A 26,041-nucleotide genomic window follows, 5' to 3' on the forward strand; every position below is an offset into this window, starting at 1 on the left:
CCCACCCCCGAGACCCCCGACAGGACCGCACCGTGAACGCACTGGCCGCCCGTCGCCGGCACCCGGCAGCGATCGCCCTCCTGCTCATGCTCGGCCTCCTCGTGACCGGCTTCGCCTACGCGGCGGTCGCGCCCCAGCCGGCGCAGGCCGAGGCGAGCACCGCCGAGGACGTCGCCGCCGGCAAGCAGCTCTTCGTGGCCAACTGCGCCACCTGCCACGGCGTCAACGCCGAGGGTCGCGCCACCGGCAAGGGCGACCAGATCGCCGGCCCGCCCCTCGCCGGCGTCGGCGCGGCCGCGGTCGACTTCCAGATGGGCACCGGGCGGATGCCCATGCGCGCGCCGGCCGTCCAGGCTCCCCGCGCCACCGTCCAGTTCTCGCAGGACGAGATCGACAAGGTCGCCGCCTACGTCGCCTCGCTGGCGCCCGGCCCGGCCGTCCCGTCGGAGGAGGACGTCGACCCGAGCAAGGGCGACCCCGCCAAGGGTGGCGAGCTGTTCCGGGTCAACTGCGCGATGTGCCACAACTTCGCCGGCTCCGGCGGCGCGCTGACCGGTGGCAAGTACGCACCGTCGCTCGACGGCGTCTCCGGACGGCACATCTACCAGGCGATGGAGACGGGCCCGCAGTCGATGCCGGTCTTCAACGACGGCAACATCGCCCCGGAGGAGAAGCGGGACATCATCGCCTTCCTCAAGTCCATCGAGGACGCACCGCAGCAGGGCGGGCACGCCCTGGGCTCCCTCGGGCCCGTGACCGAGGGCTGGTTCGCCTGGTTCTTCGGACTCGGCATCCTCATCGCCACCGCCGTGTGGCTCGGGCAGAAGGCCGCCTGAGCCATGCCGGCCACCGCCTCCCACGCACCGTCGACAGGATCGAACAGCCGATGAACGAGAAGGACAGCCACCCCACCGGGGGCGAGGTCACCCAGCCGGGTGAGTTCGGCTCCACCGCCGTTCGCCTCGACCAGGGCCACGTCGTCGGCGACGGCGGCATCCCCGCGCGCTTCGAGAACCCGGGCTTCCCGCCGCACGCCCACCGGGCCTCCGACCTCAGCGAGAGCGGCGCCAAGCGGGCCGAGCGCGCCGTCGGCGGCCTCTTCATCCTCTCGATCCTCGGCACGCTCGGCTTCATCGTGGCCTACTTCGCCATCGACAAGCAGTCGACGATGTTCATCCCGGGCATCGGCCAGACCAACGCCCTGCACACCCTGCTCGGCCTGACCATGGCGCTGTCCCTGCTCGGCATCGGCTTCGGGGCGGTCCACTGGGCCAAGACCCTCATGCCGGACGTCGAGGAGGTCGAGATGCGTCACCCGATGCGCTCGAGCGACGAGGCCCGCAAGGACTTCGTCCAGATCCTCGGTGACGGCGCGGAGAGCGCCCACCTCACCCGCCGCCCGATCATCAAGTACGCCCTCGGCGGCGCCCTCGGTCTCTTCGCGGTCCCGGTCATCCTGCCCGTCGTCGGTGGCCTCGGCCCGCTGCCGGGCGACGACCTCTCGGTGAGCTTCTGGAACGGCCACCAGGAGGAGGACGGCAGCTACCCCAACGCACCGCTCCGCCTCATGCGTGACCCGCAGAACACCCCCATCAAGGCGAGCGACGTCACCATCGGCTCGGTCTTCCACGTCATGCCCGAGGGGCTCCTCGACCTCGAGAAGCACGTGCTCGAGGAGAAGGGCAAGGCCGCGGTGATCGTCATGCGGCTCAACCCCGACGACATCAGGTCCCAGAAGCAGCGGGACTGGGGCCACCAGGGCATCGTGGCCTACTCCAAGATCTGCACGCACGTGGGGTGCCCGGTCGGGCTCTACGAGCAGCAGACCCACCACCTGCTGTGCCCGTGCCACCAGTCGACGTTCGACGTGACGCAGGACTGCAAGGTCATCTTCGGCCCGGCCAAGCGCCCGCTTCCGCAGCTGGAGATCACCGTCGACGACGAGGGTTACCTCATCTCCAAGGGCCCGTTCAAAGAGGCCGTTGGACCGAGCTTCTGGGAGCGTGGTTCAGCATGAGCACCGACACCGTCCCCTCCGGGCGACCGGCCGACCGTCTCCGCGACGGCGACACCACGGTCGAGCCCGGTCCCAGTGCGGCCGCCCGCAAGGTCGGCGGCGTCGCCGGCTGGATCGACGACCGCACGAGCTCCGCCAAGGGCATCAACTACCTGCTGCGCAAGGTCTTCCCCGACCACTGGTCGTTCATGCTCGGCGAGATCGCGATGTACTCGCTCATCATCTGCCTCATCTCCGGCGCGCTGCTCACCCTCTGGTTCGTCCCGAGCGCCACCCAGGTGGTCTACGACGGCTCCTACGTGCCGCTGCGCGGCCAGACGATGTCGGACGCCTACGCCTCGACGCTCAACATCTCCTTCGACATCAAGGGCGGGCTCATCGTCCGCCAGATCCACCACTGGGCCGCGTTGATGTTCGTCGTCGGCCTCACGGTGCACATGTTCCGCGTGTTCTTCACCGGCGCGTTCCGCAAGCCGCGTGAGCTCAACTGGGTCATCGGCACGGTGCTCGCGCTGCTCGCGGCCATCGAGGGCTTCGCCGGCTACTCCCTCCCCGACGACCTGCTCTCGGGCACCGGTCTTCGCGCGATGGAGGGGTTCGTCCAGACCGCACCGGTCATCGGCTCCTACCTCGCCTACGGCATCTTCGGTGGGCCGTTCCCGGGCGAGGCGATCATCCCCCGCCTCTACAGCGCCCACGTGCTGCTGCTCCCGGCGATCATCGTCGGGCTGTTCACGGCGCACATCGTCCTCGTCGCGGTCCAGAAGCACACCCAGTTCCCCGGCCCGGGGCGGACCAACGACAACGTCGTCGGCTACCGCGTCATGCCGGTGTATGCCGCGAAGGCCGGTGGGTTCTTCTTCATCGTCTTCGGCATCATCGCTCTGATCTCGGCCTTGTTCACGATCAACCCGATCTGGGCCTACGGCCCGTACGACCCGTCGCCGGTCACCGCCGGTTCGCAGCCGGACTGGTACATGGGTGCCTACGACGGTGCCCTGCGCCTGCTGCCCGGCTGGCTGGAGTTCGAGATCTTCGGCTCCACGCTGTCGCTCAACATCGCCCTCGGCGCCCTGGTGCTCCTGCCCCTGGTCTACATCGTCCTCGGGGCCTACCCGTTCGTCGAGCGGTGGGTCACCGGTGACACCGGCGAGCACCACCTGCTCGACCGGCCCCGCAACAACCCGACCCGCACCGGCATCGGCATGGCCGGCATCGTCGCGTACTCGGTGTTCATGTTCGCCGCGGGCAACGACATCATGGCGATCAAGCTCGGGATGTCGATCAACGACATCACCCGGGTCTTCCAGATCTCGCTGTTCGTCGGGCCCCCGCTCGCGTTCTGGGTCACCAAGCGGATCTGCCTCAGCCTGCAGCGCCGTGACCGTGACCTGGCCCTGCACGCGCGCGAGTCGGGTCGCATCATGCGCGGCGCCGACGGCTCCTTCCACGAGCGTCACGACGCGCTCACCGAGCAGGAGCGGTGGATCCTCGTCCAGCACGAGCCGGTGGCACCCCTCCAGCTCACCGCGCAGGTCGACGAGAACGGCGTCGAGCGCCCGCTCACGCGCAAGGACCGCCTGCGGGCGAAGCTGTCGCACTTCTACTTCAAGGACGCGGTCAACCCCGTGACCCCGGCAGAGCTCGCGGCCGCGCACCACGACGGTCAGCACGCCGAGGCCATCGAGGCCCCGCTCGACTACGAGGGCATCGACGGTCGGCAGGACCACGGCCCCGGCGACGGCGGCCACGGCGCCGACGTCGACTCGGAGGCACGCGGTGTCGGCAGCGCCAGCCGCATGAAGGAGTGAGCCGGCCGGCCAACGCCGGCTCCCCCGCTCCGCAGTGACAGCGGCCCCGAGGACACCTCGTCCCGGGGCCGCTGTCCCGTGTCACCCCGGCGGCAGTGGTCCCGCCCCCGGGCCCGGATGTCGAGAACCGCTCACCGGCACCGTCTCGGTAGTGTCGACGGCCACGAGGCCGTCACCGACCAAGGAGAGAACCATGGCGAAGTACCTGCTCCTCAAGCACTACCGCGGCGGTCCGACGCGTCGCCCCCAGGGTGACATCCCAATGGACCAGTGGGCTCCCCAGGAGGTCACCGACCACATCGCCTTCATGGACCACGTCGCCGACACGTTGCGTGAGCAGGGCGAGTTCGTCGACGCGCAGGCCTTGTCCCCCGGAGGCACCTTCGTGCGGTCCGACGGCGCCGGCCGCCCGCCGGTGACGGACGGCCCGTTCGTCGAGACCAAGGACCTCATCGCCGGCTGGATGGCGATCGACGTCGACTCGGTCGAGCGCGCCCACGAGGTCGCGGCGTTCCTCTCGTCGGCCCCGGGCCCCGGCGGGGTGCCCCTCGAGGAGTGGATCGAGGTCCGGCCCTTCCTCACCTCGCTGCCCGAGGTCACCGGCTGACCACGGTCGGCTCGCGATGACCGACCTCGAGGCGCTCTGCAAGGACCTCGGTCCTCGGGTGCTCGGCGTCCTCGTCCGACGCGGCGCCGACTTCGCGTCGGCCGAGGACGCCGTCCAGGAGGCCCTCCTCGAGGCGCACCTGCACTGGGACGCGCGGCCACCGGAGGCGCCGTTCGCCTGGCTCGTGACGACCGCCTGGCGCAAGCACCTCGACGCGGCGCGGTCCGGCACCGCCCGTCGGCGCCGCGAGGTGGCCGACCACCTCGAGCGCGCTCCGGGGCCCGTGACCGGCGCCGACGAGACCCTGCTCCTGCTCTTCCTCGCGTGCCACCCGGCGCTGTCGACCTCGTCGGCGGTACCGCTCACCCTGCGCGCCGTCGGTGGGCTCACGACCCGGCAGATCGCCCGGGCCCACCTCGTCCCCGAGGCCACGATGGCCCAGCGCATCTCCCGGGCCAAACGCACGATCGCCCGGGAGGGACTGGCGCAGCCGGGCTCACTGGACAGCGTCCTGCGTGTGCTCTACCTCATCTACAACGAGGGCCACACCGGGGAGGTCGACCTCGCCGAGGAGGCGATCCGGCTCACCCGCCAGCTGGCGGCGGCCTCGACCGAACCCGAGGTGTCCGGCCTCCTCGCGCTCATGCTGCTCCACCACGCCCGTCGGCCGGCACGCTGGGGGCGAAGCGGTGAGCTCGTGCCGCTGGACGAGCAGGACCGCGCCCGGTGGGACACCGCGCTCGTCGCCGAGGGGGTGCAGATCCTGCAGGACGCGCTGGCCGGGGACCGGCTCGGGGAGTTCCAGGCACAGGCGGCCATCGCGGCCCTGCACGCCGACGCCCCGTCGACGGCGGAGACCGACTGGACCCAGGTCCTCGAGTGGTACGACGAGCTGCTGCGGCTCCACCCCTCACCCGTCGTCGCGCTCAACCGCGCCGTCGCCCTCGGGGAGGTGGATGGTCCCCTCGCCGGCCTGCGGGCGGTCGCGGACGTGCCCGAGAGCGTCCCGCGGCACGCGGCGGTCCGCGCGCACCTGCACGAGCGCGCGGGTGACCTCGCGGAGGCACAACGGCTGTTTGCCGTCGCGTCCCGCGCCGCGGCCAGCTCCGCCGAGCGCGACCACCTCACCCGTCTGGCGGCCCGCCTGCACGCGCGCCTCCGGCAGGCGTGACAGGGTGTGGCGGGTGGAGCCGATTGAACCCGCCGCCTTCGAGGCCATCATCGAGGAGTCGCTCGACGAGGTGCCCGAGGAGCTCATGGCGATGCTCGACAACGTCGTCTTCCTCGTCGAGGACGAGCCCCCCGCGGACGACCCCGACCTGCTCGGGGTCTACGACGGGGTGCCGCTCACCGAGCGGGACTCCGGGTGGGGCCTGGGCAACCTGCCCGACCGGATCACCCTGTTCGCAGGGCCCCTGACGCGGATGTGCGAGGACGTCGAGGACCTCCGCGAGGAGATCGCGGTGACCGTGGTGCACGAGATCGCGCACCACTTCGGCATCGACGACGACACCCTGCACGAGCTCGGGTGGGGCTGAGCGCGCTCAGAGGGCGTGCGGGCCCTTCCAGTACTCGAAGACCCAGCCGACGAGCGCCGGGACGGCGAAGAACGTCCCCAGGGCCACGAGCCACCAGCCGATGGCCAGGCCGAGGAAGATGATGGCTGCGGAGCCGGCGAGCCAGAGCGGCCACCAGCTGTGCGGGCTGAAGAAGCCGAAGTCGCCGGCGATGTCGCTGATCTCGCCGAGCGGGTCGTCCTCCGGCGGGACGCCATCGAGCTTGCGCCGGGTGATGTTGAGGTAGCCCGCGATCATGAACCCCAGGAGCGCCCCGAGCGTGAGGCCGGTGACGCCGACGGGCTCGGCCCAGTCCCCCCACACGCCGTACAGGACGGCCACTCCCGCGCAGAAGACGCCGAGGACGAGGCCGAGTCGTTCCATCGCTAGCATGGGTCAGGACTCCTTGCTGTTGGCGGACAACGAGTCGCCACCGAGGTCTGCCGGGCCCATCGCCTTGACGAGTCCGGAGGACTCGTAGCCGGCGGGCGCGGCTTCCGGGTGGTTGAGGTCGAAGGCCGGGCGCTCCGAACGGATGCGCGGGATGGAGTTGAAGTTGTGTCGCGGGGGCGGGCAGGACGTCGCCCACTCGAGCGAGGCGCCGTAGCCCCACGGGTCGTCGGTCTCGACGAGCGGCGCGTAGCGCCACGTCTTCCACACGTTGTAGAAGAACGGGATCATCGAGGCGCCGAGGATGAAGGCGCCGACCGTCGACACCTGGTTGGCGAAGGTGAAGCCGTCCTCGGGGAGGTAGTCGGCGTAGCGACGCGGCATGCCCCAGATCCCGAGCAGGTGCTGGATGAGGAAGGTCGTGTGGAAGCCGACGAAGAGCATCCAGAAGTGGATCTTGCCCAGCGGCTCGTCGAGCATCCGACCGGTGAGCTTGGGCCACCAGAAGTAGAAGCCACCGAACATCGCGAAGACGACGGTGCCGAAGACGACGTAGTGGAAGTGCGCCACGACGAAGTAGCTGTCGGTGAGGTGGAAGTCGAGCGCCGGGCTGGCGAGGATGACGCCGGTGAGGCCGCCGAAGAGGAAGGTCACGAGGAAGCCGAGCGCCCACAGCATCGGGGTCTCGAAGGTGAGCTTCCCGCCCCACATCGTGCCGATCCAGTTGAAGAACTTCACGCCGGTGGGGACGGCGATGAGCATCGTCATGATCGCGAAGAAGGGCAGCAGCACCTGGCCCGTGCCGTACATGTGGTGGGCCCAGACCGAGACCGACAGGGCGGCGATCGAGATCGTCGCGTAGACGAGGGTCTTGTAGCCGAAGACGGGCTTGCGCGAGAACACCGGGAGGATCTCGGAGATGATGCCGAAGAACGGCAGGGCGATGACGTAGACCTCGGGGTGGCCGAAGAACCAGAAGATGTGCTGCCACAGCATCACCCCGCCCGCCTCCGGGTCGAAGATGTGCGCACCGAAGCGCCGGTCGGCGCCGAGGGCGAACAGGGCCGCGGCCAGCGCCGGGAAGATGAGCAGCACGAGGATCGAGGTGACGAGGACCGTCCACGTGAAGACGGGCATCCGGAACATCGTCATGCCGGGCGCGCGCATCGTGAGGATCGTCGTGATGAAGTTGACCGCCCCGAGGATGGTGCCGAAGCCGGCGAGGGCGAGACCGAAGACCCAGAGGTCACCGCCCATTCCCGGGCTGTACGAGGTGTCGGACAGCGGCGTGTAGGCGAACCAGCCGAAGGAGGCCGCGCCGCCGGGGGTGAGGAACCCGCCGGCCGCGATGAGGCCACCGAAGAGGTAGAGCCAGTAGGCGAACATGTTGAGGCGCGGGAACGACACGTCGGGCGCGCCGATCTGCAGCGGCATGAGCGCGTTGGCGAAGGCGGCGAACAGCGGCGTCGCGAAGAGCAGCAGCATGATCGTGCCGTGCATCGTGAACATCTGGTTGTACTGGTCGGGGTTGTCCACGATCTGCATGCCGGGCTGCATGAGCTCGGCGCGGATGACCAGCGCCATGAGGCCGCCGAGGAGGAACCACATGAACGAGGTGATGAAGTAGAGGTTGCCGATGACCTTGTGGTCGGTCGTCGTGATCCACTTGACCACCGTGGCGCCGGGGGCAATCCGGGCACGTGAGACGGACTCACGCTCGCGGAGCATCGTCCTGGTGTCGGCTGCGGCACTCATGGGGTCCTCAGTTCCTCGGGCAGCTTCTCCTGCTCTGCCGGCGAAAGGTTCTCGCGGTTGAGGTCAGGACCGAGGAGTCCGGTCTGACCCTGCGACTTGAGGTCCTCCATGTGCGCGTCGAACTCGGCGCGGGGGACGACCTTGACGTTGAACAGCATGGCCGAGTGGTAGGCGCCGCAGAGCTCGGCGCACTTGCCCTTGAAGGTGCCCTCCTCGGTGGGGACGACCTGGAACTTGTTGACCCGGCCGGGGATCATGTCGAGCTTCTGGAGGAACTGCGGCACCCAGAAGGAGTGGATGACGTCGCGGGCGGTGAGCACGAACTCGACGCGCTCCCCCACCGGCAGGTACATCGTCGGGATGGTCTCCTCGGCGCCGGGCTCCCCGGTGAGGATGGCCTGCGAGCCGGTCTCGTGGACGTCGGCCTCGAGGTAGTTGAAGTCCCAGGACCACTGCTTGCCGACGACGTTGACCGTCACGGCCGGGTCCTGCTCGGTGTCGAGCAGGGCGGTCTGGTCACGGGCGGTATAGAAGAAGAAGACCGCGATCATGAAGATCGGGACGATCGTGTAGAGGATCTCGAGCGGCACGTTGTAGCGCAGCTGCACGGGGAGCTCGTTGTCGTCGCGTCGACGTCGGTAGGCCACGACACACCAGCCGATGAGGCCCCAGACGAGGGCACCGACGACGAGGAGCGCGATCCAGGCGCCGATCCACAGCTCACGCACCCGGTCGGCGTTCTCGGTGATGCCGTTGGGGAGGTAGCCGTCCTTGAACTCACCGAGCTCACAGCCGCTGAGCGCCACCATCGCCGCCACGGTCACCACGGCCCACGTGGTCAGCCGCCGACCGCGCGTGCGGGGGTTGAGATGGTCGTGCTGAGGCACCGGAGCACCCTCCTGCGTCGTGGGCTGGAACACCAACAAACACTAGTGCATGGAGGGCTCGTGGCCGGGGACGGGTGGGGTTACGGTCAGCACGTGCTCGATGCCACCCGCAGCCCCCTGCACCCCGCCGCGCGCGAGACCCTGCTGGCGGCGCTGGACGCGGGTTGGGCCGACCCGCGCCGCCTGCACCGCGAGGGTCGCCGGGCCCGCCTCCTCCTCGACCAGGCGCGCGAGAGCGTCGCCGCGTCGCTCGGCGCCCGGGCCGACGAGGTCTCCTTCCACCCCAGCGGGGCCCACGCCCTGCGGACCGGGGTCGCAGGCCTGCGGCACGCACGTCGTCGGGTCGGCACCCGGGTGGTCACCTCGGCGGTGGACCAGGCCGTCCTCCTCCTCGAGGCCCACGACGCGGACCCGGCGGCCGCGCCGCTCGCCGTCGACCCCCTCGGGCGGCTCCACCCCGACACGCTGGCGGGCGCGCTCGCCGGCGGAGCCCCGGTGGCCGCCGTCGCGCTCCAGCAGGCCAACGGCGAGGTCGGCACCACCCAGCCCCTCGACGGGCTCCACGCCGTATGCCGTTCCGCGCGGCTCCCGCTGCTCGTCGACGGCACCTCCTCGCTGGGCCGGGTGGCACCCCCGCCCTCCTGGGACCTCCTCGTCGGTGACGCCGCCACCGTGGCCGGGCCTCCCCTCGGGGTGCTCGCCGTGCGGACGGGGACCCGTTTCGACCTCCCCGGGCCCCGCTGGGAACCCGAGCACGGTCGCGAGCCCGCCGACCCGTGGGTGCCCGCGGCGCTCGCCGCGGCCGAGGCCTGGCGGCAGGTCGACCACGCCCGCGCCGAGGAGGACACCACCGCCCGCGAGCTCGTCGACCGGATCCGCTCCGCTGCCGCGGCCGTCGACGACGTCGACGTCGTCGGCGACCCGACCGGACGGCTCCCCCACGTCGTCACCTTCAGCGTGCTCTACGTCGACGGCGAGAGCCTCGTCGACGCCCTCGATCGGCGGGGCGTCGTCGTCGCCTCGGGCTCGGCGTGCACCTCCAGCCGGCTCGAGCCCAGTCACGTCCTCGCGGCGATGGGAGCGCTGACCCACGGCAACGTGCGCGTCACGCTCCCGCTGGCAGCGGTCAGCCCCGACCGCGACCGGGACGTCGACAGCCTGTGCCGCGAGCTGCCGGGCGTGGTCGCGCGGCTCCGGGCCCGCCTCGGGGTGGAGGGGCTGTGACCGGCGACGTCGACCTCGACGCACGCGGGCTGAGGTGCCCGCTGCCCGTCATCGAGCTCGCCCGCCTCGCGCGCGGCCTTCCGCCCGGCCGCACCCTCGTGGCCCTGGCCGACGACCCGGCCGCCGAGGCCGACATCCCGGCCTGGGCCCGGATGCGCGGGCACACGGTGACGCTCGAGCGCCGGGGCGCGCACACGGCATACGTCGTCGTGCTCGGCTAGGACGAGCCGAACCGGATGGGCGGGGCGAGCAGCGCTTCCGCCAGCGCGTCGAGGTAGCGCTCACGCGGCCACTGCGCCACCCCGAGCCGCTGCAGGTGCTCGGTGGCCCACTGCACGTCGACGATGCGGCGTGGGTCGCCGTCGGCCCGGACGAGGTCGACGAGGGCGGCCAGCGCCACCTTGGACGCGTCGCGCTCGGCGTGGAACATCGACTCGCCGGCGAACAGGCCCCCGATCGCGAGGCCGTAGAGCCCGCCCACGAGCCGGTCCTCGCGCCAGGTCTCGATGCTGTGCGCCCACCCCAGCCGGTGCAGCTCGGCGTAGGCGGCGACGATCTCGTCGGTGATCCAGCGGCCCTCACGTTCGGGGTCGCCGCACCGGCGCACGACCTCCTCGAAGGCCGTGTCGACCCGGATCTCGAAGCGGGCGCGGGCCTTCCTCAGCGAGCGTCGCTCGCGGAACGCACCGGGCTCGAGGACACCCCGCGGCTGCGGCGACCACCACCCGAGGGGCCGTCCGCCGTCGACGCCGAGCCCCATGGGGAACAGGCCCGCGCGGTAGGCCGCGAGCACCGTGCCGGGGGCCAGGTCGGCGCCGGCACCGACGAGGTCGTCGTCGGGCGTGGGCCGGAGGCGGCCGAGCTCCCACTCGCTGGGAGGCGGCTCGACCGGCGGGAAGGGCACGGTCACGGTCGTGCGGTCAGTGCCCCGAGACGATGATGTGCGGCTCGACGTCGGCGGCCGAGTCGTCACCGTAGGCCCGGGCGAGCCGGTCGAGGAAGGCGCGCTTGTCGAGCGTGTACTCCTGGGTCCCCACGGTCTCGAGGACGTAGGTCGCGAGGAGCGAGCCGATCTCGGCGCAGCGCCGGTGGTGCAGGCCCGCGGAGAGCCCGGTGAGGAAGCCGGCGCGGAAGGCGTCGCCGACACCGGTGGGGTCGGCGCGTCGCGCCTCGAGAGCGATGGGAACCTCGATCGGCTCCTCGCCGCGGGTCGTGATGACAGCGCCGTCCTTGCCCTTGGTGATGACCCGGGTCGTCACCTGGGCGTCGATGTCGGCCTCGCTCCAGCCGGTCTTCTGCTCGGTGAGGTGCGCCTCGTACTCGTTGGTGAAGAGGTAGTCGGCGCCCTCGATGAGCCGGCGGATGAACGGCCCGTCCGCGAAGGCGAGCTGCTGCGAGGGGTCGGCGACGAAGGTGATCCCCCGGGTGCGGCACTCCTCGGTGTGGCGCAGCATCGCCTCCGGGTCGTTCGCGCCGATGAGGACGAGGTCGAGACCCTGCTCGGCGATCGGCCCGAGCTCGATGAGGCGGGCCTCGCTCATCGCACCGGCGTAGAACGTCGCCATCTGGGCCATGTCGTCGTCAGTCGTGCAGACGAAGCGCGCGGTGTGGCGGGAGTCGGAGATGTGGACGTGGTCGCAGTTCACGCCGTGCCGGGTGAGCCAGCTGCGGTAGTCGGCGAAGTCCTCGCCGGCCGCACCGACGAGCAGCGGCCGCTGCCCGAGGGCGGCCATGCCGAAGCAGATGTTGCCCGCGACTCCCCCGCGCCGGATCTCGAGCGTGTCCGCGAGGAACGACACCGAGATCTTGTCGAGCTGCTCGACGACGAGGGAGTCGGCGAAGCGGCCGCGGAAGGTCATGAGGTGGTCGGTCGCGATGGACCCGGTGACTGCGATGCGCACCTCGGCAACCTACCCTCCGGCCACGGGCTCGACATACGCAGGTACTTGACATTGTTGAGTACTGGGCCAAGAATCTGGCCATGCCCGCCCACGACCCGCAGATGCTCAAGGGAGTCCTCGGACTCCTCCTCCTGAGCATGCTGTCGACGCGAGACCAGTACGGGTACGGGATCGTCACCCAGCTCCGCGTCGCCGGCTTCGAGGACCTCGCCGAGGGGACCGTCTACCCCGGCCTCACCCGGCTCGAGGCCGCAGGGTTCCTCGAGTCCTACCTCCTGCGCAGCGACTCCGGTCCCGCGCGGAAGTACTACCGGCTCACCGACACCGGCCGCGCCGAGCTCGCCCACCGCCAGACGGCGTGGAGCGGCCTCGTCAGGTCGGTGGAGACCGCCACCGCCGCCGTCCGCGCCACACTCACGACAGGGGAACCCGCATGACCGTCCTGGACCGACTTCGCATCGAGAACGCCGTCCTCCGCTACGACTTCTGGCTCGAGATGCGCGGGGTGCGCGGCTCGAGGCGGCGGGAGCTGCGCCGCGAGCTGCGGTCCAACCTCGCCGAGGCCAGCGCGGACGTGGGCACCACCCGGGCCCTCTTCGGCATCGGCTCACCCAAGGAGCTCGCCCACGCCGCCACGGACACCGACCCCTCCCGCCCCCGGTGGTCCCAGGCGGCGATCTGGGCGTCGGTGGCCTTCGGGCTCGTCGTCTTCGCGTGCCTCTTCACGGCGATCGCGTTCACCGCGGGGGTGGAGGCCAGCGGGGTGGTGGGACGCACCGTGCGCGGGTTCGTCTTCCCCTGGTTCGGCGTCGACTTCTCCGCGCGCGTGGAGGCGGACGGTCGAGGGTTCTCGACCGGGGCCGGCGGCGTGGGCACGTGGTTCCTCGGGGTGCCGCTCCTGGTGTTCCTCCTCGTGGCGCAGCCGTGGCGTGTCCTGCGCCGGCGGCAGCCCGCCTCCGCAGCGACGTCCGCCTCCCGGACGGGTCACCGTTCCTGAGCCGCTCCCCCTGCGACCCACGGGGTCATCGCCGCCCTTGTCCGCCGACGGTCGATCGAGCAGAGTGCTCGACATGGACACCCCCCGCTGGCAGGACGCCGACTTCACGGGCCTTCGGGCCATCGTCTTCAACTGCACCCTCAAGCGCTCCCCCGAGAAGAGCCACACACAGGGCCTCATCGACGTGAGCACCGCGATCATGGAGAAGCACGGAGTCGAGGTGGAGGTGCTGCGCGTCGTGGACCACGACATCGCCACCGGCGTCTACCCCGACATGACCGAGCACGGCTGGGCGAGCGACGCGTGGCCCGAGATCTGGCTGCGGGTGCAGGCCAGCGACATCCTCGTCATCGCCGGCCCGATCTGGCTCGGCGACAACTCCAGCGTCACCAAGCGGGTCATCGAGCGCCTCTACGCGATGAGCGGGCTGACCAACGAGCAGGGCCAGTACATCTACTACGGCAAGGTCGGCGGGACGATCATCACCGGCAACGAGGACGGCATCAAGCACTGCGCGTCCAACATCCTCTACAGCCTCCAGCACCTCGGCTGCACGATCCCGCCGAACGCCGACGCCGGCTGGATCGGCGAGGCCGGGCCGGGCCCCTCGTACCTCGACGAGGGCAGCGGCGGCCCGGAGAACGAGTTCACCCAGCGCAACACGACGTTCATGACGTGGAACCTCATGCACCTCGCCCAGCTGCTCAAGGAGCGAGGCGGGTTCCCCACCGGCGGCAACGAGCGGGTGAAGTGGGACCAGGGGGCGAACTTCGACCACCCCAACCCCGAGTACCGCTGAAACGGCATACGACGAAGGGCCCCTCACCGCGATGGTGAGGGGCCCTTCGTCGTCCCGTGGGTCGGCTCAGCCGAAGCTGTCACCGCAGGCGCAGGAGCTGCCGGCGTTGGGGTTGTCGATGGTGAAGCCCTGCTTCTCGATGGTGTCGGAGAAGTCGATCGTCGCGCCCTCGAGGTAGGGGCCGCTCATCCGGTCGACGACGACCTCGACACCGTCGAAGTCGCGGACGAGGTCACCGTCGAGGCTGCGCTCGTCGAAGTAGAGCTGGTAGATGAGGCCGGAGCAGCCGCCGGGCTGGACTCCGACGCGCAGGCGCAGGTCGTCGCGACCCTCCTGCTCGAGGAGCGAGCGGACCTTGCCGGCCGCGAGGTCGGTGAGGAGGACGCCGTGCGCGGGCGCGTCGGTGGTGGTCTCGGGGGCCTGGGTGTCGAGCTCGCTCATGGGTGACTCCTGTGCTGCGTCGGGGCTCGGGTGGTCTGTGGTCGTGCATCAGGTCGCAACGGTCCGCAACCCTCATCTGTTCCCGTTCGTCCTCCCAGAGTACGTCCCCTCGAGAGGATCACCGAGCAGGGGACCACGTCCTGGCCACCCGCGCGGCCCGGGCGCGGAGGGTGCCCACCGGGTCGAGCATGGCCGCGTCCAGCTCCGCGGGCGTCTCCGCGACGGCATACGCCCCGCTGATCCCGAGCCCCATGGTCTCCCGGCGCCCGACGAGGACCTGTCCCGCGAGGACGACGGTGGGCAGCCCGGCGCCGAGGGCGGCCTCCGCCACCCCGGACGCGACCTTGCCGCTGAGGCTCTGCCAGTCGAAGGTCCCCTCCCCCGTGACGACGAGGTCGCTGCCCGAGATGACGTCGTGGAAGCCGACCGCGTCGAGCACGAGCTGGACCCCGCTGACGCGGTGCCCGCCGAGCAGCATGAGGGCGTAGCCGAGGCCCCCGGCCGCGCCGGCCCCGGGCTCGCGCTCGAGGCGGCGCGGTGCGCCCGTGAGCAGGTCCGTGGGGGCGGGCACGGTGCGCGCGACGATCTCGGTGAACCGGCCCAGCGCCCCCTCGAGCTCCTGCGCGACCTCGGGGGTGGCCCCCTTCTGCGGGGAGAACACCGCACTCGCGCCCTTGAAGCCGAGAAGCGGGTTGTCGACGTCGCTGGCGATGACGAGCTCGACGTCCGCGAGCTCGTCGCGCAGGGCGAGCAGGCCGGACAGGGCGTCGTCGGGGGCCGTCGCGAGAGCGGTCCCACCGCGGGCGAGGCTCTCGGTCGGGCCCGCACCGAGAGCGGCGAGCATCCCGGCCCCGCCGTCGTTGGTGCCGCTGCCGCCGAGGCCGACGACGATGCGGCGCGGCTGCTCGGCGAGGGCGGCCCGCACGAGCTGGCCGACCCCCCACGTGCTCGTGAGGGCGGGGTTGCGCTCGTCCGCCGCCAGGAGGTGCAGCCCGGCGGCCTGCGCCGACTCGACGTATGCCGTCCGGTCCCCCGGGTCGCCCGTGACGAGGACCGCTGCGGGCACCTCCCGCCCGAGCGGGTCGCTCACGGTGAGGGCCACGGTGGTCCCGCCGAGGGCGTGCCCGAGGACGTCGAGGAAGCCGGGGCCCCCGTCGGACAGGGGCAGCAGGGTCAGGGCGTCGCGGGGGGCGGTGTCGTGCCAGCCGGCCGCCATCGCCTCCGCGGCCTGGGTGGCGGTGAGGGTGCCGGTGAAGCAGTCCGGGGCGATGACGACGTGCACGGCACGCACGGTATCGGGTCCGCGACGGCCCGGACACCCACCGTCGGCGCCGACCCGGCGGACCTCCGCCCCGCCGCGCTTCCGGTGGCAAGCCGTGCACCCGCGTGGTTGGTCGAAGGATCCCCCCACGAACCCAGGAGTCAGCATGCGCCTGCGTCACCTCCCCCTCGCCCTGCGCGCCACCGCGCTCGCGGCGGTCGTCGCCCTCGCTGCCGGAGGGACCTCCGCGTCCGCCGTGCCCACGGGTGGCGGGCTGCCGCCCGGCCAGGGTTTCCATGCGGTGATCAGCCCGGTCGACGGCGCCACCCGCGCCACGATGATGGGCGTCTCGTGGAAGCCGGGGTGCCCGGTGCCGATCGAGGACCTGCGGGTGGTCGAGATGACCCACCGGGGCTTCGACGGCGCCGACCACGTCGGCCATCTCATGGTCCACGAGGACATCGCCCGCGACACCGTGAACGCGTTCCGCCAGCTGTACCTGCGGGACTTCCCGCTCCGGCGGATGGAGCTCATCGAGACCTACGGCGGGTCCGACGACGCGTCCATGGCGGCGGACAACACCTCGGCGTTCAACTGCCGGGCGATCACCGGTGGGACGAGGAACTCGGTGCACTCCTACGGCAAGGCCATCGACATCAACACGATCGAGAACCCCTACGTCAAGGGCACGCTCGTCGTCCCGGCCGCGGGCGCTGCGTTCACCGACCGGTCGGACGTGCGACCGGGCATGCTCGTCGACGGCGACCGGGCCGTGACCGCGTTCACCAGCCGGGGCTTCGACTGGGGCGGCCACTGGACCTCGCTCAAGGACTACCAGCACATGGAGATCCCCCAGCCCTGACTCGGGAACGCAGGGGTGGGCGGACGGCAGGCGCACCGATGTCGCAGGCCCGGCGCACCGGCATACGATCGTTCCCGTGACGACGACGCCTGCTGCTCCGCTCCCCCTTCTCGTGCTCGGACGCGGGCGCGACCTCCACTCCGAGCGCGGAGTGGAGTGCCCCGGTGACCTGCCGGCCCCTTCGGACCCGGGCCTCGTCGAGCGGGCCCGGGCCGCGAAGGCCGCGCTCGGCGACAAGGTCTTCGTGCTCGGTCACCACTACCAGCGCGACGAGGTCATCGAGTTCGCCGACGTCACCGGAGACTCGTTCAAGCTCGCCAAGGAGGCCGCCGCCCGTCCGGACGCGCCGTGGATCGTCTTCTGCGGGGTGCACTTCATGGCCGAGTCGGCGGACATCCTCACGAGCGAGCACCAGACCGTGATCCTCCCCGACCTGGCGGCCGGGTGCTCCATGGCGGACATGGCCGCGATCGCCCAGGTGGAGGACTGCTGGGACGAGCTCGTCGAGGCGGGGGTGGCGGACTCGGTCGTGCCGGTCACCTACATGAACAGCTCGGCGGCGATCAAGGCGTTCACCGGGCGCCACGGCGGCACCGTGTGCACCTCCTCCAACGCCAGGACGGCCCTCACCTGGGCCCTGTCCGAGCGTGGCGGTCTCGACGGCGACGGCAAGGTCCTGTTCCTGCCCGACCAGCACCTCGGCCGCAACACCTGGGCCCGCGACCTCGGCGGCTCGCTCGACGACTGCGTCGTGTGGGACCCGCACCGCCCGATGGGTGGGCTCACCGTCGAGGAGCTGCGCGCGGCCCGGATGATCCTCTGGCGGGGGCACTGCTCGGTGCACGGCCGGTTCACGACCGAGGCCGTCGCGGCGGCCCGCGCCGCGATCCCGGGCGTGCGCGTCATCGTCCACCCGGAGTGCCGGCACGAGGTCGTCGAGCTCGCGGACGAGGTCGGCTCGACCGAGCGGATCATCCAGACGATCGCCGCCGCCCCCGACGGGACGGCGTGGGCCGTCGGGACCGAGCTCAACCTCGTGCAGCGGCTCGGGCAGATGTTCCCGGCGCAGCGGATCACGTTCCTCGAGAAGAACGTCTGCTACTGCTCGACGATGAACCGGATCGACCTGCCCCACCTCGTCTGGGCGCTCGAGTCGCTCGTCGACGGACGGGTGGTCAACCCGATCCGGGTCGAGCCGCAGGTGGCCGCCGACGCCCGGGTCGCGCTGGACCAGATGCTCGGCCTGCCCGGCGAGACGTCCAAGGACTGACGCGGCTGCTCGCTGCGGCTCAGTTGAGGCGGATCCAGGTCTGCCGAACCCCGGTGGGGACGCACCCACCGTCACCCGCGGTCGTTGTCATCGTCGCCGAGTCGCTGACCACTGCCACGAACTGCGGGGCGCACCCCGGGTCGTTGTCCGCCGTCGGTCGCGCCTGGACTACGCCGCCGGGCCCCGTGCTGATCACCCCGCGCTGGTCGGGATCCGTGGAACCGTCACCGTCGTCGTCCATGATGTAGGTCTTTGACGAGCCTGCGTACCCCGTGCCAATCACGAGCAGGGTCCGCGACTCGGCGTGCAGCCACGTCCCGTCGAGCAGGCTGAGGGGCATGCGCACGGCGGCGGCGGCCCTGGGGTAGCGGGGCTCGAGGGCTTGCGCGCCGACGCGCCCGGGTGACAGGCGTTCGATGTCGTACTCGGCGCCGACGAAGTCCTCCGCACAGGTACCGCTGAGAACCGTCACCACTGCCCCCGCCGACGTGAGGCGGACCCGGAAGTCGGTGCTGCAGGCCTCGGTCGGGTCGGACGTGATGTACCGGTCACCGTCGCGCCGGCTGATGGTCTTCGCCACGGTGCCACCGTTGAGATATCCGCTGGACGTCGAGGTGGCCCCCATGCGGCCGTCCGACGTGAACTCCCACAACCACGGACTCTGCGGCACGTTGCGCCACAGCCCCACGAGCTCGGCAGGGACGAGGGGTCGGTCCGACGGCGGCAGGTCCGACGGCGTCGGCGCTCCGGCGGGGCGGGCCGGCTCTCGGTCGTCCGAGGTCAGGGCGAGTCCTCCGGCGACCGCGGCAACCACCGCCACCGCCGCAGCGGCCAGCCCCCACCGCCGCCGAACCGGGACCAGCGCCCGGACGCGGGAACCGGCCAGACGGCGCGGGCTCTCCAGCGCCGAGAGGAGGTCGGCCTCCATGCGCGCGACGTCGTGGTGGGTCACGCCGACGCCGTCGACGACCTCGTGCAGCGCCTCCCGCGTGCGTTCCTCCACCTCGCTCATGGCGCCACCTCCATCCGGTCGTGCAACGTGGCCAGCGCCCGGCTGGCGTGCTTCTTCACCGAGCCGACGGACACCTGCAGGAGGTCGGCCGTCTGGCGCTCGGTGAGGTCGAGGTAGTAGCGGCAGACGACGACCTCGCGCTGGCGCTGCGGCAGCCCCCGGACCTGCTCGGCGATGCGCCGCGACGCCTCGTGGGCGAGGACGTCGGTCTCGACGCCGGGACGGGCCGAGAGGTCGGCCCGCAAGGGCTCGGTGGCCCGCACCCGGCTGGCGCGGGCGCGGTGCACGGACCGGCACCGGTTGACCACGGCCGCCCGCAGGTAGGCGTGCATCGCCGACCGGTCGCGCAGCGTGCGCCAGTTCCGGTGCAGCGACATGAAGGCGTCCTGGACGGCCTCCTCCGCGGCGCCCCGGTCGCCGGTGAGGGCGTACCCGAGGCGCACGAGGTCGGCGCAGTGGGTGCGGAACAGGACGACCAGGGCCTCCTCGCGACCGAGGTCGGTGCCGGCGGCCGGCGCACCGGACCCGCTGTCACGGACTGCTCGCGGGAGGGGGCTCACACCAGCAGAGTCGCACCACGGAGCCAAAAGGTTGACCGCCGTGGCGAGAAATCCCGAGCGCCACGTCGATCTCGTCGCGACACGGCGCCACGGCGACGCCCCGCAGCGGGACCGACGTGGCGCTGCGGGACGGACCCGACAGGTCAGACCGTGACGAGTCCGTCCTCGCCGACGTGCGGGTTGTGCGCGGTCGGCACCCGCTCCCCGGAAGCGAGCGCCCCCGGAGGCGTGCCGTCACCGAAGGGTCGACCACCGAGGGACTCGCGCCCATGCGGCGTGGCCCAGCCCGACAGGTCCGGCCCCGCGGGGACGACCCCGGTCGGGTTGATGTCGCGGTGGACCTCGTAGTAGTGGCTCTTGATGTGCACGAAGTCCGTCGTGTCGCCGAACCCGGGGGTCTGGAACAGGTCGCGCGCGTACGCCCAGAGCACCGGCATCTCGCTGAGCTTGCTCCGGTTGCACTTGAAGTGGCCGTGGTAGACCGCGTCGAAGCGCGCGAGCGTCGTGAACAGCCGGACGTCGGCCTCGGTGATCGTGTCTCCGACGAGGTAGCGCTGCGTGGACAGCCGCGCTTCGAGCCAGTCCAGGGCCGTGAACAACCGCTCGTATGCCGCGTCGTACGCCTTCTGCGTCCCGGCGAACCCGCAGCGGTAGACGCCGTTGTTGACCTCGGTGTAGACGCGCTGGTTGACCTCGTCGATCTCCGCGCGCAGCGCCTCCGGGTAGAGGACCGGGGCGCCCTCGCGGTGGTGCGCGGTCCACTGGGTCGACAGGTCGATCGTCATCCGGGGGAAGTCGTTGGTGACGACCTTGCCGCTGGGCACGTCGACGACGGCCGGGACGGTGATGCCCTTGGGGTAGTCCGGGAAGCGGGCCAGGTAGGCGTCCTTGATGCGCGGGATCCGCAGCACCGGGTCGAGCCCGTCCGGGTCGAGGTCGAACGTCCACGAGTCCGCGTCGTGGGTCGGCCCGCAGATGCCCAGGGAGATGGCGTCCTCGAGGCCGAGGAGCCGACGGACGATGATCGCGCGGTTGGCCCACGGGCAGGCCCGGGCGACGACGAGGCGGTAGCGCCCCGCCTCGACCGGCCACGGTCCGGCCTCGGCGGTGATCCGGTCCTCGATGTAGGTCGTGTCACGCTCGAACTCGGGCTCGACGTACGACCCGTGGCTGCTCTCCCCCATGGTCAGCTCCTCCTCATCGCGCCGAGCCGGGCGAAGAGCACGGCCTCGGCGACGCAGACGTTCTCGAACTCGCCGAGGTGCAGCGACTCGTTGGCCCCGTGCGCGCGGGTGTCGGGGTCCTCGACGCCGGTCACGAGGATCGCGGCGTCGGGGAAGCGCTCGGCGAAGGCCGCGACGAACGGGATCGACCCGCCGACGCCGATGTCCACCGGCTGCGTGCCCCAGGCGTCGGCGAAGGCTGCGCGAGCCTGGTCGTAGACGGGTCCGCTCGCGTCGGCCGCGAACCCCGCGCCCTGGTCGTCGAGGTGGACCTCGACCCGGGCCCCCCACGGGGCGTGCTCGCGCAGGTGGGCCTCGAGCGCGGCGTACGCGTCCATCGGCTCCTCGTCGGCGGCGATGCGCATCGACAGCTTGGCCGACGCGGACGGGACGAGGGTGTTGGACGAGCGCTCGACGGTCGGCACGTTGAGGCCGATGGTCGTGAGGGCCGGCTTGGTCCACATGCGTGAGAGCAGGGAGCCCGACCCGATCGTCGAGACGCCGTCGAGCAGGCCCGACTCCTCGCGCAGCCGCTCCTCCGAGAAGTCGAGGTCGGCGGCCTCGCCGGACTTCAGGCCGGCCACCGCGACGTTGCCCTCGTCGTCGTGGAGGGTCGCGATGAGGCGCACGAGCGCGGTGATGGCGTCGGGGACGGCGCCGCCGAACATGCCCGAGTGGACGCCGTGGTCGAGCGTCGAGACGGTGACGACGACCCGGATGAGGCCGCGCAGCGTCGTCGTCAGCGCCGGGGTGCCGATGTCCCAGTTCATGGAGTCGGCGAGGACGATCGCGTCGGCGCGCAGCTTGTCGCCGTGGCGCTCGAGGATGGTGAGCAGCGAGTCGGAGCCGACCTCCTCCTCCCCCTCGACGAACACCGTGACGCCCACGGGCAAGTTGCCGGCGTGGGCGCGCAGCGCCGCGATGTGCGCCATGATCCCGGCCTTGTCGTCGGCGGCGCCACGACCGTAGAGACGGCCGTCGCGCTCGGTCGGCTCGAACGGGGCGCTGTCCCAGTCCGCGTCGTCGCCGGGCGGCTGCACGTCGTGGTGCGCGTAGAGCATGACGGTGGGTGCGCCCTCCGGCCCGGCGATGTGCCCGATGACCGCCGGGGCGCCTCCCTCGCGCACGATCTCCACCTCGAGCCCCTCGGCCCGCAGCAGCGCGGCGGTCGCCTCGGCGGACGCCTCGACGTGGCTCTGGTCGAAGGCGGGGAGCGAGACGCTCGGGATCCGGGTCAGCGCCTCGAGGTCGCTGCGGAGCTGGGGCATGAGGGCCTGCACGGTCTCCCGGAGCGCAGAGAGGTCGGGCAGGGCGGTCGCAGTGGTGGGGTCGGTCACGTCCTGACCCTACTCAGCGCGAGTTCGGACGAGGGAACCCAGCCCGGCGGCATACACTCAGCCGGTGTTCGGACGCAGCAAGACCAACAACGAAGAGCTCGCGGAGTCGGCCAACGCCGCCCGCGTCGGCGCGAAGAACCGCCCCACGCCCAAGCGGCGCGACCAGGAGGCGGCGCGCAAGCAGCCGCTCGTCGTCACCGACCGCAAGGCGGCGCGCAACACCGACCGAGCCAAGCGACGCGAGGCCATGGCCAAGCAGCGCCAGGCGATGCTCACCGGCGACGAGGCGCACCTGCCGCCGCGCGACAAGGGACCGGTCAAGCGCTACATCCGCGACTACGTCGACGCCCGCTGGGGCGTGGCGGAGTTCATGCTCCCGGTCATGCTGATCGTCCTCGCCCTGTCGTTCGTGCGGCAGCCGTGGGCGATGCTCATCGTCTTCGCGCTCGTCTACGGCCTCATCACGGCTGCGGCCATCGACACGTTCCTCATGTGGCGCCGCGTGAAGAAGAAGCTCGAGGCCAAGCACGGCGAGGCGGCCGTGCACCGCGGCGACGGCTTCTACGCCGCGATGCGCGCCTTCCAGATGCGTCGCACCCGCATGCCCCGCCCGATCGTGGCCCGCGGGCAGTACCCGAGCTGAGCGCTCAGGCGGAGCTGTCGAGGCGCATCGGCCCGTAGACCTTGGCGCCCTCGTGGTGCAGCGTCACCGCGGCCACGCCGGCCTCGGCGAGCTCTCGCCACACCTCGCCGAACCAGTTCTCGGCGTCCGACTGGGTCGGGAACGCCGTCTCGGTCGTCGGCTCCCCCGTCACCGGCTCGCCCTCGGTGTCCTCGTAGGTCCAGGTCCACGCATCGGTCATGACGGGCTCTCCTTGGGTGCGACCTCGACCGTCGCCTCGACGACGACCTCGGTGGTGAGTGAGTTGGCGATGAAGCAGCCCTCGTGGGCCTCGTGCACGAGGTCCTCGAACCGGCCGACGTCGCTGCCGGCGGCGACGAGGACTCGGGGGCGCAGGGTGATCCGGGTGAGGCGCTGAGGGCGCACGCCGAGAGGCATGACGCCCTCGGCGTCGTCGGTGTAGTCGAGGACGTCCAGTCCAGCGGTGGCCGCCACGTGCAGGAAGGACAGGAGCTGGCAGGAGCTGGCGGCGAGGACGAGCAGCTGCTCCGGGTTGGCCCGGGCGGCGTCGCCGCGGAAGTGGGGGTCGGCGCTGAGCGCTACCGGGTCGCGCGCCGGCGGCACCGTGCCCTCGTGCTCACGCGCGTATGCCGTGTAGCCGCCTCCCGTGGAGCCCTCCCACGCGATCGTGGCGCGGTAGGTGTGCGCACCCGCGCGGTGTCCGCCTGCCACGGCTCAGGCCTCGCGGACGCCGACCTCGACGAACGGCGGCTTGGTGACGGTGGCGGGCACCTCGCGGCCGCGCACGTCGATGACGACCTCGTCGCCGACGGTGACCGAGCGGTCGAGCTGGGCCAGGGCGATGCCCTCCTTGCGGGTCGGGCTGAACGTCCCCGACGTGACCTCGCCGACGACCTCGCCGTCCTTGCGGACCGCGCAGTGCGCGCGGGGGATGCCGCGGCCGGTGACGACGAGGCCGCGGGTCAGGCGCGAGGTCTTGGCGGCGCGCTGCTCGGCGAGCGCCTCCTTGCCCCAGAACGCCGCCTTGTCCCAGCCGACCGCCCACGCGGCGCCGGCCATGACGGGGGTGATCTCGGTGCTGAGGTCGTTGCCGTGCAGCGGGTAGCCCATCTCGGTGCGGAGCGTGTCGCGCGCGCCGAGACCGGCCGGCAGACCGCCCTGGTCGGCGACGGCGGAGGCGAGGGCGTCCCAGAGCGTGCCGGCGGTCTCCCACGTCGGCACGAGCTCGTAGCCGCGCTCCCCGGTGTAGCCGGTGCGGCAGACGATGACGGGCGAGCCCTGCCACTGCGCCTCGACGAACGACATGTAGTCGTGGTCGACGGGCAGGTCGAGGGCGGTGAGGACCTCGTCGCTGAGCGGACCCTGGACGGCGAACACGGCATACGCGTCGTGGAGGTTCTCGACGGTCAGGCCCTCCGGCGCGGCCGCCCGCAGCAGCTCGACGACGGCCGCGGTGTTGGCCGCGTTGGGGATGAGGAAGACGTCCTCGTCGCTGCGGACGTAGGCGATGAGGTCGTCGACGACGCCACCGTCGTCCTGGCAGCACATCGTGTACTGGGCCTGGCCGGGACCGATCCGGCGCAGGTCGTTGGTGAGGCAGGTGTTGACGAAGTCGAGGGCACTCACGTCGCCGGAGCGGCCGCTGACGCGCGCCTTGCCGAGGTGGCTGACGTCGAAGAGCCCGACCCGCTCGCGGACCGCGGTGTGCTCGGCGACGACGCCACCACCGGGGTACTCGATCGGCATCTCCCAGCCGCCGAAGTCGGCCATCTTGGCGCCCAGCGCGACGTGGCGGTCGTGGACGGGGGAGTGCAGCAGGTCGCTCATGTCCGCACGCTATCGCGCGGGCCCGACGGGCGTCGCGGCTAGGGTGCGGGACGGAAGGGGCGACGACCTCGCCTGCCGCGAACCAGCCCAGGAGTGACCGCAGTGCCCAGCCTCAACCTCACCACGCGCGACGCCGCGAACCTCAAGGTCGACGCCCTCGTCGTCGGCTCCGTCTCCACCGACGCCGGAGCCCGGCTCGCCGACGGGCACGGCCTGCCCGCTGCCGCCGCGAAGCACCTCGCCGCCGTCCTCACCGACCTGGAGGCGAAGGGGAAGCCGGGCGAGGTCGCCCGCGTCGTCGCCGTCCCCGGCGTCACCGCCACGGCCGTCGTCGTCGCCGGGCTCGGCGCGGAGGGCGACGTCACCGCCGACGTCCTGCGCTCCGCCGCCGGCACCGCTCTGCGCTCGGTCTCGACGAAGAAGTCCGTGGCCGTCGCGCTCCCCGCCGCCGACGAGGCCGCCCTCGCGGCCGTCTCCGACGGTGCGTATGCCGGGTGCTACTCCTTCGACGCCGCCTCCACCAAGGTGTCGACCGCGACCAGGAAGCCGACCGCTGCGGCGGCCCCGTCCGGCCCGGCGATCACCGTGGTGTCGACGGTCGGCCAGGGCAAGTCCGCCAAGGCCGCCGTCACCCGTGCCGCCGTGATCGGCGCGGGCCGCGACCTCGCCCGCGACCTCGTCAACACGCCGCCGAACCTGCTCACCCCGCAGACCTTCGTCGACCGCGTCAAGGCCGTCGTCGCCGCCTCCTCGGGCAAGGTGACCGTCTCGGTGCTCGACGAGAAGGCGCTCGTCAAGGGCGGCTTCGGCGGCATCGTCGGCGTCGGCCAGGGATCGGCGAACCCGCCGCGGATCGTCACGATGACCTACTCCCCCGGCCGCGCTCGCTCCGGCAAGGCCCCGTCAGTCGCGCTCGTCGGCAAGGGCATCACCTTCGACTCCGGTGGCCTCTGCATCAAGCCGGCCGCGGGCATGCTGACGATGAAGTCGGACATGGCCGGAGCCGCGGCCGTCGCCGCGGCCGTCGTCGCCGCTGCGGAGCTCGGTGGCCCGGTCGCTGTCACCGGCTACCTCTGCCTCGCCGAGAACATGCCCAGCGGCACCGCGCAGCGTCCCGGCGACGTCGTGACGATGCGCAACGGCACGACCGTCGAGATCATCGATACCGACGCCGAGGGCCGGATGGTGCTCGGCGACGGGATCTGCCTCGCCAGCGAGGCCAAGCCCGACGCCATCGTCGACATCGCCACCCTCACCGGTGCGCAGATGGTCGCGCTCGGCAGCAAGGTCGCCGGGGTCATGGGCAACGACGACGCCTTCCGGACACGCGTCGTCGACGCCGGTGGCGCGGAGGGCGAGGACTCCTGGCCGATGCCGCTCCCCCGAGAGCTGCGCGCCGGCCTCGACTCCGTCGTCGCCGACCTGGCCCACAAGGCCGACCGCTGGGGCGGCATGCTCACCGCCGGGCTCTTCCTCCAGGAGTTCGTCGGCGAGGGCATCCCCTGGGCCCACGTCGACATCGCCGGCCCGTCGTTCAACGAGAAGGGCGCCGACGGCGTCGCCCCCAAGGGCGGCACCGGCTACGGCGTCGCCACCCTCGTGCGCATCATCGAGGACCACGCCGGCTGACACACCAGCCACTCCTTTTCCGGGGCACCCGG

At 71.8% G+C, this 26,041-nt stretch carries 29 protein-coding genes; 15 read left to right on the plus strand and 14 right to left on the minus strand.

The annotated features are described in order from the left end of the window. Positions 1-32 precede the first annotated feature (32 nt). From qcrC to AC3EU2_RS17975, 6 genes are all read left to right on the plus strand, one after another. A complete protein-coding gene (gene qcrC, locus AC3EU2_RS17950) occupies positions 33-836 on the plus strand; it encodes a cytochrome bc1 complex diheme cytochrome c subunit (RefSeq protein WP_488177630.1) in 804 nt (267 codons plus the stop codon). A gap of 50 nt (positions 837-886) precedes the next feature. Continuing rightward, positions 887-2,017, plus strand: a complete 1,131-nt coding sequence (qcrA, locus tag AC3EU2_RS17955) for a cytochrome bc1 complex Rieske iron-sulfur subunit (RefSeq protein ID WP_488177631.1) — start codon at positions 887-889, stop codon at positions 2,015-2,017. Continuing rightward, positions 2,014-3,828: a cytochrome bc1 complex cytochrome b subunit gene (qcrB, locus tag AC3EU2_RS17960; RefSeq protein ID WP_488177632.1), complete on the plus strand. Its 1,815-nt coding sequence runs from the start codon at positions 2,014-2,016 to the stop codon at positions 3,826-3,828. Before qcrA ends, qcrB begins: the two co-directional genes overlap by 4 nt. Before the next feature lie 193 nt (positions 3,829-4,021). Beyond that, the gene (locus tag AC3EU2_RS17965; protein WP_488177633.1) at positions 4,022-4,435 is read left to right on the plus strand and encodes a YciI family protein; all 414 of its coding nucleotides are present in this window, start codon (positions 4,022-4,024) and stop codon (positions 4,433-4,435) included. 16 nt (positions 4,436-4,451) lie between these two features. Further along, positions 4,452-5,606, plus strand: coding sequence for an RNA polymerase sigma factor (locus AC3EU2_RS17970; protein ID WP_488177634.1), 1,155 nt, complete (start codon positions 4,452-4,454; stop codon positions 5,604-5,606). Positions 5,607-5,619: 13 nt separating this feature from the next. Then, positions 5,620-5,973 carry a metallopeptidase family protein gene (locus AC3EU2_RS17975; RefSeq protein ID WP_488177635.1) on the plus strand — a complete coding sequence of 118 codons (354 nt, stop codon included), beginning with the start codon at positions 5,620-5,622 and terminating at the stop codon, positions 5,971-5,973. Positions 5,974-5,979: 6 nt separating this feature from the next. Here the strand turns inward: AC3EU2_RS17975 and AC3EU2_RS17980 are convergent, their stop codons facing one another. From AC3EU2_RS17980 to ctaC, 3 genes are read right to left on the minus strand one after another with little or no spacing between them, the layout of a single operon-like run. Beyond that, positions 5,980-6,384 (minus strand): cytochrome c oxidase subunit 4, encoded by a 405-nt coding sequence (locus tag AC3EU2_RS17980; RefSeq protein ID WP_488177636.1) that lies wholly within the window; start codon positions 6,382-6,384, stop codon positions 5,980-5,982. Positions 6,385-6,387: 3 nt separating this feature from the next. Next, complete coding sequence (gene ctaD / locus AC3EU2_RS17985; RefSeq protein ID WP_488179513.1) at positions 6,388-8,109, minus strand: aa3-type cytochrome oxidase subunit I; 1,722 nt, start codon at positions 8,107-8,109, stop codon at positions 6,388-6,390. 23 nt (positions 8,110-8,132) lie between these two features. Further along, entirely contained in the window at positions 8,133-9,023 is an 891-nt protein-coding gene (ctaC, locus tag AC3EU2_RS17990) for an aa3-type cytochrome oxidase subunit II (RefSeq protein ID WP_488177637.1), read from the minus strand. A 93-nt stretch (positions 9,024-9,116) separates the two neighbouring features. Here ctaC and AC3EU2_RS17995 point away from each other — a divergent pair, with 93 nt between their 5' ends. Both AC3EU2_RS17995 and AC3EU2_RS18000 read left to right on the plus strand, forming a co-directional pair. Next, a complete protein-coding gene (locus AC3EU2_RS17995) occupies positions 9,117-10,247 on the plus strand; it encodes an aminotransferase class V-fold PLP-dependent enzyme (protein WP_488177639.1) in 1,131 nt (376 codons plus the stop codon). Beyond that, complete coding sequence (locus AC3EU2_RS18000; RefSeq protein ID WP_488177640.1) at positions 10,244-10,468, plus strand: sulfurtransferase TusA family protein; 225 nt, start codon at positions 10,244-10,246, stop codon at positions 10,466-10,468. The genes AC3EU2_RS17995 and AC3EU2_RS18000 overlap by 4 nt, the downstream gene beginning before the upstream one ends. Here the strand turns inward: AC3EU2_RS18000 and aat are convergent. Then, positions 10,465-11,157 (minus strand): leucyl/phenylalanyl-tRNA--protein transferase, encoded by a 693-nt coding sequence (gene aat, locus AC3EU2_RS18005; protein ID WP_488177641.1) that lies wholly within the window; start codon positions 11,155-11,157, stop codon positions 10,465-10,467. The genes AC3EU2_RS18000 and aat overlap by 4 nt on opposite strands. Before the next feature lie 10 nt (positions 11,158-11,167). Then, positions 11,168-12,148: a carbohydrate kinase family protein gene (locus AC3EU2_RS18010; RefSeq protein ID WP_488177642.1), complete on the minus strand. Its 981-nt coding sequence runs from the start codon at positions 12,146-12,148 to the stop codon at positions 11,168-11,170. A gap of 80 nt (positions 12,149-12,228) precedes the next feature. Between AC3EU2_RS18010 and AC3EU2_RS18015 the strand changes: the two genes are divergently transcribed. The 3 genes from AC3EU2_RS18015 to AC3EU2_RS18025 all read left to right on the plus strand — a co-directional run bounded on the left by AC3EU2_RS18015 (position 12,229) and on the right by AC3EU2_RS18025 (position 13,944). After that, positions 12,229-12,585: a PadR family transcriptional regulator gene (locus tag AC3EU2_RS18015; RefSeq protein WP_488177643.1), complete on the plus strand. Its 357-nt coding sequence runs from the start codon at positions 12,229-12,231 to the stop codon at positions 12,583-12,585. Next, positions 12,582-13,145 (plus strand): hypothetical protein, encoded by a 564-nt coding sequence (locus AC3EU2_RS18020; protein ID WP_488177644.1) that lies wholly within the window; start codon positions 12,582-12,584, stop codon positions 13,143-13,145. The genes AC3EU2_RS18015 and AC3EU2_RS18020 overlap by 4 nt, the downstream gene beginning before the upstream one ends. Positions 13,146-13,218: 73 nt before the next feature. Beyond that, positions 13,219-13,944, plus strand: a complete 726-nt coding sequence (locus AC3EU2_RS18025) for a flavodoxin family protein (protein ID WP_488177645.1) — start codon at positions 13,219-13,221, stop codon at positions 13,942-13,944. Between the two features lie 66 nt (positions 13,945-14,010). On the opposite strand, the gene AC3EU2_RS18030 is transcribed toward AC3EU2_RS18025, so the two are convergent. Together AC3EU2_RS18030 and AC3EU2_RS18035 are read right to left on the minus strand one after the other, a co-directional pair. Further along, positions 14,011-14,385, minus strand: coding sequence for a HesB/IscA family protein (locus AC3EU2_RS18030; RefSeq protein WP_488177646.1), 375 nt, complete (start codon positions 14,383-14,385; stop codon positions 14,011-14,013). Between the two features lie 118 nt (positions 14,386-14,503). Then, positions 14,504-15,667, minus strand: a complete 1,164-nt coding sequence (locus AC3EU2_RS18035; RefSeq protein WP_488177647.1) for a glycerate kinase family protein — start codon at positions 15,665-15,667, stop codon at positions 14,504-14,506. Between the two features lie 145 nt (positions 15,668-15,812). Between AC3EU2_RS18035 and AC3EU2_RS18040 the strand changes: the two genes are divergently transcribed. After that, positions 15,813-16,508: a M15 family metallopeptidase gene (locus tag AC3EU2_RS18040; RefSeq protein WP_488177648.1), complete on the plus strand. Its 696-nt coding sequence runs from the start codon at positions 15,813-15,815 to the stop codon at positions 16,506-16,508. Positions 16,509-16,584: 76 nt separating this feature from the next. After that, complete coding sequence (gene nadA / locus AC3EU2_RS18045) at positions 16,585-17,778, plus strand: quinolinate synthase NadA (protein WP_488177649.1); 1,194 nt, start codon at positions 16,585-16,587, stop codon at positions 17,776-17,778. A 19-nt stretch (positions 17,779-17,797) separates the two neighbouring features. Here the strand turns inward: nadA and AC3EU2_RS18050 are convergent, their stop codons facing one another. The 4 genes from AC3EU2_RS18050 to AC3EU2_RS18065 form a co-directional block, all read right to left on the minus strand. Further along, positions 17,798-18,790: a hypothetical protein gene (locus AC3EU2_RS18050; RefSeq protein WP_488177650.1), complete on the minus strand. Its 993-nt coding sequence runs from the start codon at positions 18,788-18,790 to the stop codon at positions 17,798-17,800. Then, complete coding sequence (locus AC3EU2_RS18055) at positions 18,787-19,350, minus strand: RNA polymerase sigma factor (protein WP_488177651.1); 564 nt, start codon at positions 19,348-19,350, stop codon at positions 18,787-18,789. The genes AC3EU2_RS18050 and AC3EU2_RS18055 overlap by 4 nt, the downstream gene beginning before the upstream one ends. Before the next feature lie 143 nt (positions 19,351-19,493). Continuing rightward, on the minus strand, positions 19,494-20,534 hold the full coding sequence (locus AC3EU2_RS18060; RefSeq protein ID WP_488177652.1) for a glutathione S-transferase family protein: 1,041 nt from the start codon (positions 20,532-20,534) through the stop codon (positions 19,494-19,496). A 2-nt stretch (positions 20,535-20,536) separates the two neighbouring features. Then, a complete protein-coding gene (locus tag AC3EU2_RS18065) occupies positions 20,537-21,910 on the minus strand; it encodes a M20/M25/M40 family metallo-hydrolase (protein ID WP_488177653.1) in 1,374 nt (457 codons plus the stop codon). Positions 21,911-21,974: 64 nt separating this feature from the next. Between AC3EU2_RS18065 and AC3EU2_RS18070 the strand changes: the two genes are divergently transcribed. After that, the gene (locus AC3EU2_RS18070) at positions 21,975-22,553 is read left to right on the plus strand and encodes a DUF3043 domain-containing protein (protein ID WP_488177654.1); all 579 of its coding nucleotides are present in this window, start codon (positions 21,975-21,977) and stop codon (positions 22,551-22,553) included. A 4-nt stretch (positions 22,554-22,557) separates the two neighbouring features. Here the strand turns inward: AC3EU2_RS18070 and AC3EU2_RS18075 are convergent, their stop codons facing one another. Genes AC3EU2_RS18075 through gcvT form a run of 3 tightly spaced genes read right to left on the minus strand, consistent with a single transcriptional unit; the run spans position 22,558 to position 24,380 of the window. After that, entirely contained in the window at positions 22,558-22,773 is a 216-nt protein-coding gene (locus AC3EU2_RS18075) for a hypothetical protein (RefSeq protein ID WP_488177655.1), read from the minus strand. After that, positions 22,770-23,264: an OsmC family protein gene (locus AC3EU2_RS18080; RefSeq protein ID WP_488177656.1), complete on the minus strand. Its 495-nt coding sequence runs from the start codon at positions 23,262-23,264 to the stop codon at positions 22,770-22,772. Before AC3EU2_RS18080 ends, AC3EU2_RS18075 begins: the two co-directional genes overlap by 4 nt. A 3-nt stretch (positions 23,265-23,267) precedes the next feature. Further along, the gene (gcvT, locus tag AC3EU2_RS18085) at positions 23,268-24,380 is read right to left on the minus strand and encodes a glycine cleavage system aminomethyltransferase GcvT (RefSeq protein ID WP_488177657.1); all 1,113 of its coding nucleotides are present in this window, start codon (positions 24,378-24,380) and stop codon (positions 23,268-23,270) included. A gap of 102 nt (positions 24,381-24,482) precedes the next feature. Between gcvT and AC3EU2_RS18090 the strand changes: the two genes are divergently transcribed. Then, positions 24,483-26,009, plus strand: coding sequence for a leucyl aminopeptidase (locus AC3EU2_RS18090; protein WP_488179514.1), 1,527 nt, complete (start codon positions 24,483-24,485; stop codon positions 26,007-26,009). Positions 26,010-26,041 lie beyond the last annotated feature (32 nt).

The organism is Knoellia sp. B-D-2 (assembly GCF_057714695.1).

Bases quoted from the DNA above. Each gene is read 5' to 3' on its own strand.
- qcrA (WP_488177631.1), top strand. From the start codon at position 887: ATGAACGAGAAGGACAGCCACCCCACCGGGGGCGAGGTCACCCAGCCG.
- qcrB (WP_488177632.1), top strand. From the start codon at position 2,014: ATGAGCACCGACACCGTCCCCTCCGGGCGACCGGCCGACCGTCTCCGC.
- AC3EU2_RS17965 (WP_488177633.1), top strand. From the start codon at position 4,022: ATGGCGAAGTACCTGCTCCTCAAGCACTACCGCGGCGGTCCGACGCGT.
- AC3EU2_RS17970 (WP_488177634.1), top strand. From the start codon at position 4,452: ATGACCGACCTCGAGGCGCTCTGCAAGGACCTCGGTCCTCGGGTGCTC.
- AC3EU2_RS17980 (WP_488177636.1), bottom strand. From the start codon at position 6,384: ATGCTAGCGATGGAACGACTCGGCCTCGTCCTCGGCGTCTTCTGCGCG.
- ctaD (WP_488179513.1), bottom strand. From the start codon at position 8,109: ATGCTCCGCGAGCGTGAGTCCGTCTCACGTGCCCGGATTGCCCCCGGC.
- AC3EU2_RS18015 (WP_488177643.1), top strand. From the start codon at position 12,229: ATGCCCGCCCACGACCCGCAGATGCTCAAGGGAGTCCTCGGACTCCTC.
- AC3EU2_RS18020 (WP_488177644.1), top strand. From the start codon at position 12,582: ATGACCGTCCTGGACCGACTTCGCATCGAGAACGCCGTCCTCCGCTAC.
- AC3EU2_RS18025 (WP_488177645.1), top strand. From the start codon at position 13,219: ATGGACACCCCCCGCTGGCAGGACGCCGACTTCACGGGCCTTCGGGCC.
- AC3EU2_RS18030 (WP_488177646.1), bottom strand. From the start codon at position 14,385: ATGAGCGAGCTCGACACCCAGGCCCCCGAGACCACCACCGACGCGCCC.
- AC3EU2_RS18040 (WP_488177648.1), top strand. From the start codon at position 15,813: ATGCGCCTGCGTCACCTCCCCCTCGCCCTGCGCGCCACCGCGCTCGCG.
- AC3EU2_RS18050 (WP_488177650.1), bottom strand. From the start codon at position 18,790: ATGAGCGAGGTGGAGGAACGCACGCGGGAGGCGCTGCACGAGGTCGTC.
- AC3EU2_RS18060 (WP_488177652.1), bottom strand. From the start codon at position 20,534: ATGGGGGAGAGCAGCCACGGGTCGTACGTCGAGCCCGAGTTCGAGCGT.
- AC3EU2_RS18075 (WP_488177655.1), bottom strand. From the start codon at position 22,773: ATGACCGATGCGTGGACCTGGACCTACGAGGACACCGAGGGCGAGCCG.
- gcvT (WP_488177657.1), bottom strand. From the start codon at position 24,380: ATGAGCGACCTGCTGCACTCCCCCGTCCACGACCGCCACGTCGCGCTG.